Origin of the sequence: Brevundimonas sp. R86498 (assembly GCF_044598075.1) — a bacterium.
GTDB lineage: Bacteria > Pseudomonadota > Alphaproteobacteria > Caulobacterales > Caulobacteraceae > Brevundimonas.
Genome location: NZ_CP139004.1, coordinates 1261853 through 1277606, shown reverse-complemented (window position 1 = coordinate 1277606; position 15754 = coordinate 1261853). Strand labels below are relative to the sequence as shown.

General features: G+C 67.3%; 18 protein-coding genes. 1 reads left to right on the top strand and 17 read right to left on the bottom strand.

The window, feature by feature from the left end; all coding sequences use genetic code 11:
* Positions 1–4: 4 nt before the first annotated feature.
* Positions 5–286 carry a hypothetical protein gene (locus SJY26_RS06305; protein WP_396595285.1) on the bottom strand — a complete coding sequence of 94 codons (282 nt, stop codon included), beginning with the start codon at positions 284–286 and terminating at the stop codon, positions 5–7.
* Positions 287–484: 198 nt separating this feature from the next.
* On the opposite strand from SJY26_RS06305, the gene SJY26_RS06300 reads away from it, so the two are divergent.
* Positions 485–862: a hypothetical protein gene (locus SJY26_RS06300; RefSeq protein WP_396595284.1), complete on the top strand. Its 378-nt coding sequence runs from the start codon at positions 485–487 to the stop codon at positions 860–862.
* A gap of 89 nt (positions 863–951) precedes the next feature.
* Here the strand turns inward: SJY26_RS06300 and SJY26_RS06295 are convergent, their stop codons facing one another.
* The 16 genes from SJY26_RS06295 to tolR all read right to left on the bottom strand — a co-directional run bounded on the left by SJY26_RS06295 (position 952) and on the right by tolR (position 15751).
* On the bottom strand, positions 952–1758 hold the full coding sequence (locus SJY26_RS06295) for a PhzF family phenazine biosynthesis protein (protein WP_396595283.1): 807 nt from the start codon (positions 1756–1758) through the stop codon (positions 952–954).
* Positions 1758–2339: a nucleotidyltransferase family protein gene (locus SJY26_RS06290; protein ID WP_396595282.1), complete on the bottom strand. Its 582-nt coding sequence runs from the start codon at positions 2337–2339 to the stop codon at positions 1758–1760. Before SJY26_RS06290 ends, SJY26_RS06295 begins: the two co-directional genes overlap by 1 nt.
* On the bottom strand, positions 2336–3142 hold the full coding sequence (gene thiD, locus SJY26_RS06285) for a bifunctional hydroxymethylpyrimidine kinase/phosphomethylpyrimidine kinase (protein ID WP_396595281.1): 807 nt from the start codon (positions 3140–3142) through the stop codon (positions 2336–2338). The genes SJY26_RS06290 and thiD overlap by 4 nt, the downstream gene beginning before the upstream one ends.
* On the bottom strand, positions 3139–3957 hold the full coding sequence (gene folP, locus SJY26_RS06280; RefSeq protein WP_396595280.1) for a dihydropteroate synthase: 819 nt from the start codon (positions 3955–3957) through the stop codon (positions 3139–3141). The genes thiD and folP overlap by 4 nt, the downstream gene beginning before the upstream one ends.
* A complete protein-coding gene (locus SJY26_RS06275; RefSeq protein ID WP_396595279.1) occupies positions 3954–4550 on the bottom strand; it encodes a YdeI family protein in 597 nt (198 codons plus the stop codon). The genes folP and SJY26_RS06275 overlap by 4 nt, the downstream gene beginning before the upstream one ends.
* Positions 4550–4852 (bottom strand): winged helix-turn-helix domain-containing protein, encoded by a 303-nt coding sequence (locus SJY26_RS06270; RefSeq protein WP_396595278.1) that lies wholly within the window; start codon positions 4850–4852, stop codon positions 4550–4552. The genes SJY26_RS06275 and SJY26_RS06270 overlap by 1 nt, the downstream gene beginning before the upstream one ends.
* A gap of 4 nt (positions 4853–4856) precedes the next feature.
* Positions 4857–5501, bottom strand: coding sequence for a hypothetical protein (locus SJY26_RS06265; protein ID WP_396595277.1), 645 nt, complete (start codon positions 5499–5501; stop codon positions 4857–4859).
* Positions 5502–5560: 59 nt separating this feature from the next.
* Positions 5561–6775 (bottom strand): acyltransferase family protein, encoded by a 1215-nt coding sequence (locus SJY26_RS06260; RefSeq protein ID WP_396595276.1) that lies wholly within the window; start codon positions 6773–6775, stop codon positions 5561–5563.
* A 111-nt stretch (positions 6776–6886) separates the two neighbouring features.
* A complete protein-coding gene (gene ftsH / locus SJY26_RS06255; RefSeq protein WP_396595275.1) occupies positions 6887–8836 on the bottom strand; it encodes an ATP-dependent zinc metalloprotease FtsH in 1950 nt (649 codons plus the stop codon).
* Positions 8837–8893: 57 nt separating this feature from the next.
* A complete protein-coding gene (tilS, locus tag SJY26_RS06250) occupies positions 8894–10168 on the bottom strand; it encodes a tRNA lysidine(34) synthetase TilS (RefSeq protein WP_396595274.1) in 1275 nt (424 codons plus the stop codon).
* Complete coding sequence (locus SJY26_RS06245; protein ID WP_396595273.1) at positions 10159–11022, bottom strand: tol-pal system protein; 864 nt, start codon at positions 11020–11022, stop codon at positions 10159–10161. Before SJY26_RS06245 ends, tilS begins: the two co-directional genes overlap by 10 nt.
* Before the next feature lie 45 nt (positions 11023–11067).
* Entirely contained in the window at positions 11068–12174 is a 1107-nt protein-coding gene (locus SJY26_RS06240; protein WP_396595272.1) for a DUF3667 domain-containing protein, read from the bottom strand.
* Positions 12175–12288: 114 nt separating this feature from the next.
* Entirely contained in the window at positions 12289–12840 is a 552-nt protein-coding gene (gene pal / locus SJY26_RS06235; protein ID WP_396595716.1) for a peptidoglycan-associated lipoprotein Pal, read from the bottom strand.
* A 97-nt stretch (positions 12841–12937) separates the two neighbouring features.
* Positions 12938–14311 (bottom strand): Tol-Pal system beta propeller repeat protein TolB, encoded by a 1374-nt coding sequence (gene tolB, locus SJY26_RS06230; protein ID WP_396595271.1) that lies wholly within the window; start codon positions 14309–14311, stop codon positions 12938–12940.
* A gap of 36 nt (positions 14312–14347) precedes the next feature.
* Entirely contained in the window at positions 14348–15280 is a 933-nt protein-coding gene (locus tag SJY26_RS06225) for a hypothetical protein (RefSeq protein ID WP_396595270.1), read from the bottom strand.
* 3 nt (positions 15281–15283) lie between these two features.
* Complete coding sequence (gene tolR, locus SJY26_RS06220) at positions 15284–15751, bottom strand: protein TolR (RefSeq protein WP_396595269.1); 468 nt, start codon at positions 15749–15751, stop codon at positions 15284–15286.
* Between the last annotated feature and the right edge of the window lie 3 nt (positions 15752–15754).

Below are 15754 nucleotides of genomic sequence, written 5' to 3'. Positions count from 1 at the left end.
TCGTTCAGCCGCCGCGCGAGTCGACGGCGATATCAATGATCCGTCCGTCACGCTCGAAGCGGAAGACGTAACTGTTGCCCCGCAGGCCGAGGGAGCCGACGAAGCGGGCTCCGCCGGCGCGAGAGCGCGCGATGCCCTGGGCTTCGGCCTCGCTGATACGCCGGGGTTCACGCTGCGGTGCGGGCCGCTCGCGGTCACCGTCGCGCGAGCCACGGTCCTGCGCCGTTGCACCCACGGGAGCGACGGCGATCAGAACAGTGAGGAAAAGAACGGACAGGCGGGTCATGAGGCGTCTTTTGGGCCATGCGCTCTGAACGCGGGCTGAACGCCCAGCTTAGAGAGGTTTAAGCTCACGGGGAAACGGGTCTCGTCGCGGACATGAACGGGACCCGACCAACACCGTTCAGCATCGCCTCAGTCGCAGGGGCGTCTTGTGGGACCAACGCCGCCACACCGGCTGCGGGCCCCGAGATGGAGCGATCCGATGTTCAAGACCCCGACTGTTCCCGTCCTCACTCTTGCGGCTTTCGCTGGAGCCGTCGCGCTCGCCTCTGCCGTTCCGGCGACCGCCCAGTCCTACAATCATCCGGCCCCCCATCAGGTGCGCGACAATTGGCAGTCGATCAATGTCCGTCAGGCCAGTCTTGATCGCCGCATCGATATGGGCGTCCGCAATGGCGGCTTGAGCCGACGCGAAGCCACACGGCTGCGCAGCGAGTTCAACACCCTGCTGCGGCTTGAGGCCAGCTATCGCCGGGGTGGCCTGATCCAGTGGGAACGGACCGATCTTGATCGTCGTTTCGACCGGCTGTCGGCCCAGATCCGCATGGAGCGGCGTGATCGCGACAACCGTCGCGGCTAGAGCTTCGGGCGGCCACTGACACAGCCCAAGACCCGGCCGTCCGCAAGGAGGGGGCGCGATCCGCGAGGGTCGCGCCCCGTTTCCGTTCCTCAGAGCCTCAATTGTCCGTCCATGACCGTCACCGCGGCCCCCCGGATCAGGACCCGGTCGCCCGCCAGTTCGGTCTCGAACCGGGCTCCCCGGCCGGGAAAGGCCTGGAGGAAGCGAACCACCGACCGTCCCAGTTTCGCGGAAAAGAGGGGCGCGAGACCGCACCGGGCCGATCCCGTCGCCGGATCCTCATCGAGGCCGCAGCCGGGCCCGAAGAACCGGTCCACCCCATCGTGGCCATCGCGGTCTTCCAGGGCGGCGGCAATCACCTGGCCCCGCTCCAGCGCGCCGTCTCCAAAGGCAAGCAGGGCGCGGCTGTCCGGCCGTAGTGCGCGAACTGTGTCCCCGTCTGACATCAGGGCGATCAGATACCGGCTGGCCCAGACCTCAACCGGCTCCGCCCCCAGGGCCTCCGCGAGACCGGCCGGCGTCTGGACCCGCGTGAGGGGATCCACCGGGAAGTCCAGTTCATAGTCCGGAGCACGCCGGCGCACGGTCAGGGGGCCCGACCGGGTGTCAAAGACCAGCGTCTCGACGTCCAGATCCAGCTCCGCCCAAAGCATATGGGCCGAAGCGAGGGTGGCGTGCCCACACAGCGGCACCTCGGTGGTGGGGGTGAACCAGCGCAGGTCAAAACGGCCCGGCTCCTCGGTCGTCCGCAGAAAGGCCGTTTCCGACAGATTGTTCTCGGCGGCCAGGGCCTGCATCCACGCGTCGGCGGGCCAGACCACGAACGGCTCCACCACAGCGGCGGGATTGCCCATAAAGGGCCGGTCGGCAAAGGCGTCTACGTTCCACTGGCGCATCAGGCGCTCTCCGGATGAATGACGGTCAGCTCCGGCCAGCGCGACAGGGCCCGCTCCGTGACCCGCGTCCAGTCCTTCGCCACGCCCCGGGTCGGATTGGGTCGCAGGATCAGGGCGAACATGTCCTCAAGCCCCAAGGGGGCGGCGATGCTGATCGTGTCGTTAGGCTCCAGCCGGATGCCCACGGCAAAGGCCGGAGCCACGAACCGGGCCAGCGCCTCGTCCGTGCTGGAAATCGGATCGTAGGGCTCGCCGAAATGGGCGGGAAACCAGAGCGGCACCCGGGCCTGGTTGCGGACTTCGACGGTACTCGCGAAGGGTTCATCAAAGGCCGCCGCGACACGTTTGATGATGACGTCTTCCGCATCCCACGAAGTGTCGGGATCGAAATAGCCGAGGTCGAAATCCTTGCGGCCATAGCCGGCCGGCCGCCCCGTCAGGGCGTTCCACGCCGACTGGTAGACGGCTCCTGAAAAGATGCGCCAGTCCGGCAGGTCCAGTTCCCGGACGGTCGTCATCACATGCATCAGCCCGGCGTCGGCCCGAACGATCTCCACAAGCCGGGTTTCCAGATCGCTCACCGGCGTCCTTCCGTCGCGTCGCGAAGCGGCCAGCCGTGGTCCAGCGGGCCGTGCCCCTGTCCCAGACCGGGGGCGCGTCGGATGGCCTCGGCGACATAGGCCCAGGCTTCCGCCACCGCGACCTCCAGCGGATGGCCCTGCGCCAGTCCCGCCGCGATGGCGCTGGCGAGGGTGCAGCCGGTGCCATGTGTCGAGGCGGTGTCGATGCGCGGCCCCTCCAGCAAGGTCTCGCCGAACGGGGTCAGCAGGAGATCGACCACGGTCGGACCGTCCACATGCCCTCCCTTCATCAGCACGGCCCTCGCCCCCAGCCGAAGCAGGGCCTCACCCGCCCGGTGCTGGCCGTCCAGATCGGTGACGGCGATGCCGGTAAGGGCCGCCGCCTCGGGCGCATTGGGGGTCAGCAGGGTCGCGCGCGGGATCATCAAGGTCCGCACGGCCTCAATCGCATCCTCGTCCAGCAGGGAGGCCCCGCCCTTGGCGACCATGACCGGATCGACCACGACCGGGGCGTCGCTGGTATCGAGGATGGCGGCAACGCGCTCCACCACGGCCACCGAGCCCAGCATGCCGGTCTTGATCGCATCGGCGCCGATGTCGTCCAGCACCGCCCGGGCCTGGGCCTCGATCAGATCGAGCGGCAGGGGATGGACGCCGTGGACGCCCAGGGTGTTCTGCACCGTGATCGCCGTAATCGCCGTGGCGGCAAAGCCTCCCATGGCGGTCACCGCCTTGATGTCCCCCTGGACTCCCGCCCCGCCGCCGGAGTCGGAGCCGGCGATGATCAGCACACGCCCCTTCATGCCTTCGCCCCGTGGATTGCCGCCTGCACGGCGAGCGCCTGCACCGTCTCGCGCACATCGTGGACGCGGACAACCGACGCCCCGCGACGCGCCCCCTCCAGCGCCAGGGCGATCGAGCCGCCGAGGCGATCGCCTGCCTCGGTCGCCGAAGGGTCGATATTGCGGATCATCCGCTTGCGGCTGGCTCCCAGAAGCACGGGGAATCCGAGCGCGGCCAGTTTCTCCAGACCCGCGATCAGCGCCAGATTGTGCTCCATGGTCTTGCCGAAGCCGATGCCGGGATCCAGCATGATCCTGTCCCGGGCCACACCCGCCGCCATCGCCGCCTGCGCGCGCGCCATCAGATACTCCCCCACCTCGGCCAGAACGTCCCCATAGCGGGGTTCGACCTGCATGCTGCGCGGTTCGCCCTGCATGTGCATGAGGATCACCTCGCAGCCCAGCTCTGCCGCAACGTCCGGCCCCTCGGGCGCGAAGGTCAGGCCGGTCACGTCATTCCAGATCGTGGCCCCGGCGGCGACCGCGGCGCGCGCCACCTCCGGCTTCATGGTGTCAATACTGATCGGCCCGTGCCAGCGCGCATGGACCGCGGCGATCACCGGCACGGTCCGCGCGATCTCATCCTGCGAAGAGACCGGCTCGGCCCCCGGTCGCGTCGACTCCCCGCCGATATCGAGGATGTCCACCCCGTCCCCGATGAGACGCATCGCCTGGGCCAGGCCCGTCTCGCACGTGGAATGCAGGCCTCCGTCAGAGAAGCTGTCGGGCGTGACGTTCAGGATGCCCATGACACGCGGGCGGACAGGCAGGGTCATGAACGCTTCTGGGGATAGGGGGTCTCACCCCGCTTCAGCATGGCCACAAGATCGGCGATCTTCTTCCTGCGACCCGCCTCGGTCTTCAAGGCATTGGTGCGGTGGATGAGGGCGAAGCGGTTCTGGCTGGTCAGTTCCGCGAACAGGGCCCTGGCCTCCGGCTCCGCGTCGATGGCCGCCTGCAGGTCCTCTGGGACCTCGGCCCCCTTGACCCGATAGGTCTTCGCCCAGCGCCCATCGGCTTTCGCCGCCTCGACATGTTTCAGGCCCGCCGGCTGCATCGTTCCGTCAGCGATCATCCGCTCGGCATGAGCGACATTGATCTCGCTCCAGCTGCTCTTAGGGCCCCTGGGCGTGAACCGCTGCAGGAAGCTGACGTCGTCGAGGCTCTTCCTCACCCCGTCGATCCAGCCCCAGGCGATCGCGACGGGGATGGCCTCTTTCCAACTGACGCTGTCCGTGCCCGATCCGACCTTGAACACCCGGATCCAGACCTCGCGCGCGTCTGCGTGGTTCTGCGCCAGCCAGACGTGGAAGGCCCCGGCGTGCGAAAACGCCTGCACGCGCTCCGGGTCGACCGTCATCGGTGCCATCAGTCCCTCTTCCCGATCAGTCCACCCAGGGCCTCAAGATAGGCGGCGAACGCCTTTCGACCAGAGGGGGTCAGGGTCACGCGGGTCAACGGCTTGTTGTTCTGAAAGCTCTTGTCGATAGCGACATGGCCCGCCTCCTCCAGCTTCTTCAGATGCACCGACAGATTGCCCTGGGTCGCCTCCAGCACGGTCTTCAGCTCGGTGAAGTCCGCCGTCTCGACGTCCGCCAGATATACCATGATCCCCAGCCGCATGCGGCCGTGGATGACCTCGTCGATCCGGCCGAGATCGGTCAGGGCCATGGAGTCAGGCCTCGGCCCGCAGCGCGTCGCGCAGAATGATGGCTCCGGGCAGGGCGAACAGCAGGAACAGCGCCGCCGTGGCGACCCACAGGTAGGCGACCGGCTCCCGAACCAGCAGGCCCAGAGCCACGGCCGTGATCCAGTGCCCCGCTGCCACGAGGCCCATCCACCCCTTTCGTTTCAGGGTCCAGGCGACGAACCAGGCCATGGCCTGAAAGGCAAAGACGATGGCCGGATAGTAGAGCCAGACCGCGAAATCCCCGTCACGCGCCGACCCGACGCCGAAGATGATGATGATGGCGAGGTTGCCGAGGCCGGTGGCCGAAAAGGCGCTGTTCATGGCGCGGCCAGCCATAGGCCCCTTCGTCGCCGTGACGCCGGATCGCCGCTCCGCGACCACCACCACGGCGATGACGACGCACATGGCTCCCGTGATGGCGACGACGAAGGCCAGGCTGGCCCAGTCCGGCCAGCCGATGAGGCCCGCGATCTGGCCCAGATGGAACAGACACTGGACCCCGTAGAGCAGCCCCCCCGTGAGGAAGAGCACCCCCATCGGAATCTGCTTGCGGCCGCCCCCACCCTCAACGATCGAGCGCAGGAAGGCGAGGTCGGCCTCGGCGGTGGGTTTGCTGGAGCTTGCGGACATGGCGATTCTCTCGTGCGACCGGCACGTCCGGGGTGGACGAGCCGAGGGAGCTTGGCAAGCTATTCAGCCGGAAGGGCAGACGCTCGCGAGGCCGGACGCCACGGCACGCGCCGACCGTTCAGCCACTGGCCCATGAAGGTGTGCCGGATCAGCAACTCATAGGTGATCAGGCAGACGGCGAAGACGCCCAGCGATACGCCGCCAAGCTTCAGCCACCACGGCCCGGCCCAGTCCTGCACCCAGACTTGGGCCAGCATGACCAGCGGGAGGTGCAGGATGTAGATCCAGTAGGAGGCGTCGGCGAGATAGCGCCGGATCGCGCTGTGTCGTGACAGGAACCGCAGGCACAGCCCCATGGCCGCAAAGGCAGAGGACCACACCGCCAGCGCCACGGTCCAGGCCGCGACGGCCTTGTCCGCCGTCGGCTCGGTCATCGGTTCGATCTTCGGCCCACCCGCGAGGTAGTAGGCCGCCACGCCCGTGACCACGGCCATCGCCAGCATCAGCGGCGACCACGCGGCGATCCGGTCCAGCAGATCGCGGCGGCGATCCAGCAGAAAGCCGAGACCGAATGCCAGACCGAAGCCGACCAGCGCCGCCGTGTGGGGAACCACACCGGCATCCGGCGTCGGCACGGCGAAGAAGGCGATCCACTTCGGATCCAGCCAGAAGGCCAGCCCCAGCGGGACCGCCAGGACGACCGGCGTCCACGGGCCGATCAGGACCCCGGTGACCCTGTCCACGATCCGACCCCAGCCGCCCTCGCTGTCCAGCAGGGCGAACGGGGCCCTCAGGATCAGGACCGCGGCATAGAAGAGCGTCAGCACATACAGGAACCACAGGTGGGTCAGGGGAAAGTTGGTCCAGTCGTAGGTGGGCGGCGGCGGAGACGGTGCGCCCGGGACGACCAGACCATTCTTGTACGACGTCCAGATCAGGGCACCGACGATCCCCACCATGACCGGAAACCAGAAGGTCGCGAGCGGCCCCGTGATCCGCATGGCCCGATCCCCGACGAACCCCAGCCAGCCCTTCCGGGCCAGCATCATATGGGCGAACAGGCCGGCGATCAGGAAGAAGGCCGTCATCCGGAACAGATGGATGGCGAAGAACAGCCAGGCCGCGCCGTTGGACGTACTGTCATCGGAAACGATCCAGATCTGCTGTGGGAAGAAGGCCAGGCTGGCGTGAAGAACAACGCCCAGAAGCAGCGCTCCGGCTCTCAGCGCGTCCAGCCCATGCAGCCGTTCCGGCCGGTTGATGTCCGTGGTCATGATGGTCCTCCCCCTGGGCCGAGAGACCACTTGTCACAGACTTGTTTGAGTTGCAAACTTGTTCAGCAGAAAGCACCCCGCCCCGGAGATCCGGCGGCGGGGTGCTGAGGTCTAGTGAACGGTCGGGTGCTGGTCCGAGGCCACGACGGTGACGCCCTCCGACACCGGAGTCACCGGGACGGAGACGGACGGGCCGGCGTTGGGGAAGTTGTTCTCGTCGCGGTTGGGGGCCGCGCCCTTCTCCAGCAGGTCCTTGATCTCCTCACCCGACAGGGTCTCGTATTCGAGCAGGGCCTGGGCCAGTTTCTCGAGGTCTGCGGCCTTGTCCGTCAGGATCTTGCGGGCCTCGTCCCAGCCGGAAGTCACCAGCTTCTTGACCTCGGAATCGATGGTCCGCGCCGTCTCTTCCGAGATGTTCTGGCTGCGCGCAACCGAGTGGCCCAGGAACACCTCCTGCTCGTTCTCGCCATAGGCCACGGTCCCCAGCACGTCGGAGAAGCCCCACTGGGTCACCATGCGGCGTGCCAGTTTGGTCGCCTGCTGGATGTCGGACGACGCCCCCGAGGTGATGTTCTCCTTGCCGAAAATGATCTCCTCGGCCACCCGACCGCCGGCCATGATGGCGATCCGGTCGATCATCTGCTGATACTTCATGGAGTAGCGGTCGCCTTCCGGCAGCTGCATCACCATTCCCAGCGCCTGTCCACGCGGGACGATGGTCGCCTTGTGCACAGGGTCCGCCATCTTGACGTTCATCGCCACGATGGCGTGGCCACCCTCATGATAGGCGGTCAGGCGACGCTCTTCCTCGTTCATGGCCATGGATTTGCGCTCGGCACCCATCATGACCTTGTCCTTGGCGTCCTCGAAATCGCGCTGGGTGACCATGCGCCGGTCCTTGCGCGCCGCCATCAGGGCCGCCTCATTGACCAGGTTAGCCAGGTCGGCCCCCGAGAAGCCGGGCGTGCCGCGGGCAATGGTCTTGACGTTGACGTCGGCGGCCAGCGGCACGTCCTTCATGTGGACGCGCAGGATGCGTTCGCGGCCGGACACGTCCGGGTTCGGCACCACGACCTGACGGTCGAACCGGCCGGGACGCAGCAGGGCTGGGTCCAGAACGTCGGGACGGTTGGTGGCCGCGATCAGGATGATGCCCTCGTTGGCTTCAAAGCCGTCCATCTCGACCAGCAGTTGGTTCAGGGTCTGCTCGCGCTCGTCATTGCCGCCGCCCAGGCCGGCGCCGCGATGGCGACCAACGGCGTCGATCTCGTCGATGAAGATGATGCAGGGCGCGTTTTTCTTGGCCTGTTCGAACATGTCGCGAACCCGCGACGCGCCGACGCCGACGAACATTTCGACGAAGTCAGAGCCGGAGATGGAGAAGAAGGGCACGCCTGCTTCGCCCGCAACAGCGCGGGCCAGCAGGGTCTTGCCGGTGCCGGGAGGGCCGACCAGCAGGGCACCCTTGGGGATCTTGCCGCCCAGACGCTGGAACTTGCCCGGATCCTTCAGGAAGTCGACGACCTCCTGCAGTTCTTCCTTGGCCTCGTCCACGCCGGCCACGTCCTCAAAGGTCTTGCGGCCCTTGTGCTCGGTCAGGAGCTTGGCCTTGGACTTGCCGAAGCCCATGGCCCCGCGGGCCCCGCCCTGCATCTGGCGCATGAAGAAGATCCAGACGCCGACCAGAAGCAGAATCGGCAGCAGGCCGACCAGCAGGCCCTGCCACCAGGCCTGGCGGGTGGTCTTCACATCCACCTCGGCCCCGGAGGCGCGGATCGCCTCGACGAGGCTCTCGTTCGGATAGGGGGTCGTGGCGACGAAGCGGGTGTTGTTCTGGTAGACGCCCGTGACCTGGTCTCCGCGGACCGAGACCGACTTGATCTGTCGGCCCTCAATGGCCGTCACCAGCTCGGAGTAGGTTGCGGGCTCGGGCCGCCCCTCGGCCGGGGCCCCTGCCGCCTGACCGGGCATGGTCGCGCCGCCGTTCTGGCTGATGGCGGCGTAGACCGCCAGCAGGCCCAGAATGATCACGCCCCAGATCGCGAAATTACGCAGGTTCATCGCTCTGAAATCCTCGTCGCCGACCCGGGGACCGGCATGGGTTTTACGTCGTTGTCGTCAAAATAGGTCAGGCGGCGGCGTTTCGCCATGAATCGTTCGATTGAGGTCGCTTTCCTGCGTCGTTTCGCCCGACGCCAGGCTCAGACGTCGGGGTGCAAGGCTGAAAACCCGGGCCCTGCGCCATGCAAGAACCGGGGCGGTCGAGCCTTCCCGGATCAGGACGGGCAGGGTTCCGCGCGCCGCCGCAGGTGACCGGGCGACAATTGCACGGTCACGGTCTGTCAGCCGGGCGAGGAGCCCAAGGGCCGGGACGACCCGCCATCCCGCGTCATCGACGGTAATCTCATACCGCCCATCCCACACCGCTGGCTCGCCGGCTGTCAAAGCCAGAGGCGGCAACGGACGCCGGCGCAGCTCGCCGGCCTCACGCGTGATCACCACCTGCTTGCCAGACCGTTGAACACGGGCACCGGCGAGCACCGCGGCAAAGGGGTCGCCCTGGGCCAGTCGGATCGCCAGCCCATTCAATCGATCGGACCGGGGCAGCCGATCGTGCCCCGCCGCACAGATCAGGGTCACGCCCAGACCCCCGCCCCCCTCAAACCCCTCACCCAGTGAAAGGGGCGTCACATGCCCCGGCAGCGGTCGGCCGGGACGCGGTCCTCGGGAGAGGTCGGTCTCACCCGCGGATCCGCCCAGTGCCCGCCGGGCCTCGCCACGGGCGAAACCGGCATTGGCGGGGTCCTCGATCCAGTCCCGCCCACTCGTCCGGAGCAGGTCCCGCAAGGCCTCGCGCCGCTCCCCGAGCAAGGGGCGCATCAGCATCAAACCGCGGCCCTCGGGCCAGACGGGAGAGGGAGACCACTCCCTGAGGTGCCCGAGGTTGGACCCGTTGACCCGCATCCAGTCGCTCTCGGCGGTGTCGTCTGCCGTATGGCCGAACAGGATGACTTTCGCGCCGACCTCACGCGCCGCTTCAGCGATCAGGACGTGCCGCGCCCGACGCGCGGCAGCCGGCAGGCCCGTGAGCGGCTTTTCGCCCTCCCATCGGCGTTCGATCCAGTCAGCTCCGGCCGTCCGGGCGGCCGCAGCGCACGCCCGGCTCCACCCGCGGCTGGCGGGCGAGAGACCATGATCAACGGTGATGGCCACGATCTGCCGCCCGGCGAATCTCGCCCAACCGGTCGCGATCTCCAGCAGGGCCATGGAGTCGCCCCCCCCGGAGAGGGCCAGTGCGACCGGCGACGAGACATTGTGTTGCAGGCGGGCATTCAGCCGTTCCGCCACCCGCCCGGCCAGGAGGAGAGCGGCATCGGTGGGTTTCAGCGGCACCCGGCTTGGGTTCGGGTCTCGGCCGCAATTGCGCGGAGCCCCGGCGTGGAGGTCGCGGCATAGCGGCGATTGTATTCGCCGAGGGCGGCACACGCCTGGCTGTCGCGATCGGTCGCCTCCAGACCCCGGGCCAGCTTCAGCGTGACCTCGCCGGCCCAAGGCAGGGTCGGCCAGCCGGCGAGCGCACTGGCATACTGCTGCACGGCCCCGGCCTGATCGCCGGATGCACGGACGATATCGCCGATCCGCCACAGGGCTTCCTTGCCGGAAGGCGTGTCGGGCCAGTTGGCCACCACACGGTCCAGCGCAGCCCGGCCGGCAATGGGATCGGTGGCGGCCAGGGCGCGCGCCGCCGCAAGGTCCGAAACCGCATCCCCCGTAGGCGACCGGGTTGCTGCCTCCGCAGCCTCCCGAGCCGCCGCCTCCGCCTGCCGGGCGGCGGTCTCCAGACGCTCCAGCCGGGCTTCAGTGTCGGTCAGCCGGGTGCGGAGTGCCGCATTGTCCCGGTCGCTCTCGTCCAGCTGAAACGTCAGGCGTTCGAAATCCGCGTTCACACGCTGAACGGTCGCCTCCAGATCCTCGAGCCTTTGGTCCATGGACGCCACCCGTCCCTGGAGGGTGACAACTTCCGGATCCGGCTCGACCAGAACCGGCTGACCCTGACTGTTCCTCTGGGTTACGGCCCGCTCCAAACGGCGGACATTGCGGTCCAGCTGGTCCAGCCGGCGGTTGTCCCACTGGACGGGCGGAAGCGGCTGAGCCTGGGTCTGGGCCAACCCTGCGGGTGCAGTCAGGGAGGCTCCGGCAACAGCAAGGGCGAAGGCAATCGTCCGGCAGGCGAGCGGCTTGTTCATGGCATCACAGGTTCCACCGATTTGCGGCAACGGCAAGACCAGGCATCAGCCGGTGAGCCCCATGAGGATGATCGCCACGAGGAAAATCGAGATGGTGAGAACGCAGAAGCTCAGCAGAAACATCGTTCGCCAAAGGGCCGAAAACCATGACAGCCCATAGGTGCCCTTCAGCTGGGCAAACATGTGTACCGGCACCGACAGCAAAAGCAGGCTCGCGACCGTGCTGGTCCCCCAGCTCTCCGACCGTCCGAACAGTCCGATCGCCATGGTCAGGATCGACATAAATGTCAGGGAATACAACACGAACACGCCGTGGTCGTACCAGGTGAACCCGCGTTTCCATAGGAACAGCAGCCAGACGAACGGAATCGACAGCGGGATCAGGAGAAAGGCAAATTTGTAGGCCGTCTGCTGGATCTTGTAGACCGCGAAGTCCGGGTTCGCGAGCTTGTGCAGGATCTTTTCCTTGGTCTTCTCGTCACCGAAGCCAACGTGGAACGATCCGTCGTGCACCGAATTGGCAAGGCTCGCTTGCCAGCTACCGGGAGCCAGACCATCCGTCCGGGGCCCGGCCGCCTGAGCCTCTTCAAGGGCCCGCAGGGATCCCTCGGCACCCCGGAGCGCCCCCTCCGCACCGGCCAGAACACCGCGAGACCCCGGTGCATTCTCGTTTTCCCGGAAGGTGACTTCAGCCTCTGTCAGCGCTGCCCGGGCATCGGCGACCTCCGCGCGGGCTTCGACAAGCCGCTCCTCAAGAGGTTGCTGCTGCAGCGGTTCAACACCGCCGAAGCTCAGGGCAAAGAACATCAGGAAGACGGTGAACAGAAAGATCGCCAGCGGCGAGACATAGCGCGTCCGCTTTCCGTGGATCCATTCCCGGGTCAGTTTCCCTGGATTGAGCAACAGGAGCGGCAGGGTTCGCCAGATGCGGGCATCGAAATGCATGACGCCATGCAGCAACTCCTCGCCCAGATGCAGCAGGCTGCGGTGGACATGGGTGGGTTGTCCGCAGTTGGAGCAGAATTTGCCGCTGACGGGTTCTCCACAGTCACTACAGCCGGCATGGGCCTCACCGGCATGGCCGGTCGGCTTTTCGACGGCACCCGCGATCATGCCGCCGGTCACGAGCCCGCCGGTCGCCTCAATGTCCATAACAGCCCCCTCAGGCAACGCTTCGCCCCTGTGTGCAATGCAGCGAGCCCGGGGTCAAAAAGAAAGGGCGTCCGCGGCTGCGAACGCCCCTCTGTCACCTGCTGTTGCGTCGGCCTATTGCGCGCCCGAGGCGATCGCGGTCCGACCGTTCCTGTTACGGGCCCAGGAATCCTCGCTGGATCCGACCGCGATCGGACGCTCCTTGCCGAAGCTGATGGTGTCGATGCGGGCGGCCGACACGCCCCGCTCGATCAGATAGTTGCGGATCGACTCAGCGCGTCGTGCGCCGAGCGCCAGATTGTACTCACGGGTGCCGCGCTCATCGGCATTGCCCTCGATCCGGACCGCGATCTGGGGATAGCGTGCCAGCCAGGCGGCCTGGGCATCCAGACGCGGATAGGCCTCGGGGCTGACGGCGTAGCTGTCGAGGTCGAAATAGATCCGGTCGCCCACATTAACGACGAAGTCCTGCTCCGAACCGGGTGCAGCGGCACCGATCGCTCCGCCACCGATGGTCCCGGTGCCGGGACCAGGATAGGCTGGCACATTCGCGACCGGGCCTGGCGTCCCGGTCGATCCTTCAACCGGACGTCGCGGCGCGCAGGCGGCGATCGAGACGGTCATCAATCCCGCCAGGGCCAGTTTGGTGATCGTGGACGTGGACATCATCGGGTCGTCTCCTTTTCTCTGGCGGACACCGGGACCTCTAGCATGGGCCACAGCCGCAGGTAATGATTGATCCCGGTCATACCGGACGCGTATCTTAGGATGAGCAGCTGTCGGCCCCCTGGCCAACGCCCAGATTAGCGGGACTGTCGTCCAGCAGCGGCGACCAGGCCGGATCGGAACCCCGCTCCTGATAGCCGGACTGGGCGATGACACGGCCGGACAGGTCCACCATCCACAGGTTGGTGTTACCGCCGCGCGTCTGGCGCGAGAACATCAGATACCGGCCGTTGGGGGCCCAGGAGGGGCCTTCCTCAAAATAGCTGCGTGACAGCATCCGCTCGCCGGAGCCATCAACGTTCATCACCCCGATCCCGAACTGTCCGCCGCCCGACTTGGTGAAGGCAATCAGATCGCCGCGCGGGCTCCACGCCGGAGCGGTATAGCTGCCGCCGCCCCGGCTGATCGGGCGCTGGCCAGAGCCATCGACGTTCATGACGTAAAGGCGTGGCGTGCCGGTCCGGTCAGAGTTGAAGACGATGCGCGACGCGTCCGGGCTGAACGACGGCGAGGTGTCGATGCCCGGATCCGAGGTCAGGCGCGACAGCTGGCGCGTGCGCAGGTTCATTACATAGACGTCGGTGTTTCCGCCCTTGATGATGGAAAAAGCCACCTTGGTGCCGTCCGGCGAGTAGCGGGGGGCCAGGGCCTGACCGTCGAACTCGCCGAGGCTCTCGCGCCGACCGGTGGTCAGATTGTACAGGTAGATCCGGCTGTAGTCCTCGCCCAGCGCCATATAGGTGATCTCGGCCGGGTTGGACGAAAAGCGCGGCGTCAGGATGATCTCGGACCCGTCTGTCAGAAAGACCGGATTGTACCCGTCCTGATCCACAATCGCGAGGCGTGACAGCCGGTTCAGCTCGGTGCCGCTTTCGGCGACAAAGATGATGCGGGTATCAAAGATGCCGGTCTCGCCGGTCATCCGGGCATAGACCACGTCGGCGATCTTGTGCGCGATCCGGCGCCACTGCTCCGGGGTGGCGGTGAAATTATAGCTGACCAGCTGGCACTGGCGGTAGGGATCATAAAGCCGGAAGCCGAAGTCGTTGCGCCCGTCCGGCCGTGCCGTGACGGAGCCATAAAGCACGGCCTGCGCCCCAATCTGGGTCCATTGCGGAAAGTTCGGCGCATTGGCCAGCGTCAGGTTTGTCTCGATGAAGCTGGCCGGATTGATCGGTTCGAAAAAGCCCGACCGACGCAGATTGCCCGACACGACCTCGGCGATCGAGGTGCCGTTCTGGCCGCTGAACGGGGCCACAGCGATCTGGAAAGGGCGCAGCACGCCCTGGTCGATCTCGACCTCGATGGGTTCGCTCGTCTGCGGTGGCCGAGCCGGCGTCTGGGCCTGAACCAGAGAAGCCGCCGCCATGCCGAGGGCCGCAACCGTGCCGAGGATCAGATTCAGACGCATCGATGTCTCCGGGCGAAGGCGAGGGTGTCCCGGTCCTTATCGCCAGACCGTGTGACAAACGCCAGCTTGCGGGCGAATGGGGCGACTTTGCGGACGGCAGACCTTGCCGGGCAAGACATCAGGGACCGTCGGACGCAGCTTTACCGGTTCCGGCAGGCCCGTTCGGTGACGAAAACGGGCCGGTAGGCTCCCCCCGGAAAGCCTGCAGGAACATCGAAGGGCGCAGTCTGCCGGATGGCCCTGAGCGCTCCGTCGGCCGCGGCGCGATAGACAGAGTTCTGACCGCGCATTGCGTAGCGTCGGGCCCGAGGTGATCCGGCCGTCCGGGGCCAGGGTGACATCCATCTCGATCCGGAGAGCGTTCGCGCCGGGGATGTCACAAGGCAGGGTCCAGTTGGGATAGACCTGATTGAAGATGGCGGTCAGCTGTGGCCCGGTCGCCTGGGGGGCCTGCCCTTGTCCCTGCTGACCGGTCGGAGCCCGGGGCCCTTGCGTCGGTGCGGGACGACGGGGACCGGCCAGGGCGTCGAGATCCAGCGAGGGTTCCGTCCGGCTCGGCGCGGCCGGTCGCGGCGGCACAGGCCGTGGCGGGGTCGGACGGGCCGGGGTCGGCGGCGCGGCGCGTGGCGGCGTCGGGGCGGGACGCGGCGGCGTGGGACGCGGCGTCGGTGCCGGGGTCGGCCTGAGCGGAGGGGGGCTGGGGGCCGGTGGAGTTGGCGTAGGGGGAGTCGGCTCGGGCGGCGCTTCGACCGGCGCGGTCGCCGCCTCCTCCATCACCAGTTCCTCGGACGGGTTGTCGGGCGCTGCGGCCTCGATGACGGTCTCGGACACGATCGAGACGGGCACGGAGGACACGGTCGGCAGAATCTCCACCTCGCTCTGCGGCCACCGGACGAAGAACATCGCCGCCACGCCCGCATGCAGCAGCAGGGCACCGAGGATCGCCGGTGACGGACGCGATCCGGCCATGGCTCAGCCTTCCGAGCCCGGAGACGGCTCTGCCGTGTCGGTGATGAGATTCAGCTTCGTGAAACCGGCGGCGGACAGGCGCGCCATCACCCGCGCCACGGCCTGGTAGGGCGCGCGACCGTCGGCACGGACGAAGATGGACAGCTCCTCCCGATCGGTGTCACCGGCGGCTTCCGCGATCCGGTCCGTGAGAGCGTCGAAGGCGGTCTCGTCGCGCTGGACGAAGATGGCCCCCTCCTGATCGATCGACACTGTGACCGGCGGCTTGTCGGTCTCGACCGCACTGGCCTCGGTCTTCGGCAGTTCGACCGGCACCCCGACCGTCAGCAGCGGAGCCGAGATCATGAAGATGATCAGCAGCACCAGCATCACGTCCACCAGCGGCGTGACATTGATCTCGCTCAGTGGCCGCTTGCGCGCCCGGCGTCGGCCGCGCCCCTGGCCTCCTGCTCCACCGCCACCCATGGCCATGGC

Coding starts and splice junctions, on each gene's coding strand:
- SJY26_RS06305 (WP_396595285.1), bottom strand. CDS start 286: ATGACCCGCCTGTCCGTTCTTTTCCTCACTGTTCTGATCGCCGTCGCT.
- SJY26_RS06300 (WP_396595284.1), top strand. CDS start 485: ATGTTCAAGACCCCGACTGTTCCCGTCCTCACTCTTGCGGCTTTCGCT.
- SJY26_RS06295 (WP_396595283.1), bottom strand. CDS start 1,758: ATGCGCCAGTGGAACGTAGACGCCTTTGCCGACCGGCCCTTTATGGGC.
- thiD (WP_396595281.1), bottom strand. CDS start 3,142: ATGAAGGGGCGTGTGCTGATCATCGCCGGCTCCGACTCCGGCGGCGGG.
- folP (WP_396595280.1), bottom strand. CDS start 3,957: ATGACCCTGCCTGTCCGCCCGCGTGTCATGGGCATCCTGAACGTCACG.
- SJY26_RS06275 (WP_396595279.1), bottom strand. CDS start 4,550: ATGGCACCGATGACGGTCGACCCGGAGCGCGTGCAGGCGTTTTCGCAC.
- SJY26_RS06270 (WP_396595278.1), bottom strand. CDS start 4,852: ATGGCCCTGACCGATCTCGGCCGGATCGACGAGGTCATCCACGGCCGC.
- SJY26_RS06265 (WP_396595277.1), bottom strand. CDS start 5,501: ATGTCCGCAAGCTCCAGCAAACCCACCGCCGAGGCCGACCTCGCCTTC.
- SJY26_RS06260 (WP_396595276.1), bottom strand. CDS start 6,775: ATGACCACGGACATCAACCGGCCGGAACGGCTGCATGGGCTGGACGCG.
- ftsH (WP_396595275.1), bottom strand. CDS start 8,836: ATGAACCTGCGTAATTTCGCGATCTGGGGCGTGATCATTCTGGGCCTG.
- SJY26_RS06245 (WP_396595273.1), bottom strand. CDS start 11,022: ATGAACAAGCCGCTCGCCTGCCGGACGATTGCCTTCGCCCTTGCTGTT.
- SJY26_RS06240 (WP_396595272.1), bottom strand. CDS start 12,174: ATGGACATTGAGGCGACCGGCGGGCTCGTGACCGGCGGCATGATCGCG.
- pal (WP_396595716.1), bottom strand. CDS start 12,840: ATGTCCACGTCCACGATCACCAAACTGGCCCTGGCGGGATTGATGACC.
- tolB (WP_396595271.1), bottom strand. CDS start 14,311: ATGCGTCTGAATCTGATCCTCGGCACGGTTGCGGCCCTCGGCATGGCG.
- SJY26_RS06225 (WP_396595270.1), bottom strand. CDS start 15,280: ATGGCCGGATCGCGTCCGTCACCGGCGATCCTCGGTGCCCTGCTGCTG.
- tolR (WP_396595269.1), bottom strand. CDS start 15,751: ATGGCCATGGGTGGCGGTGGAGCAGGAGGCCAGGGGCGCGGCCGACGC.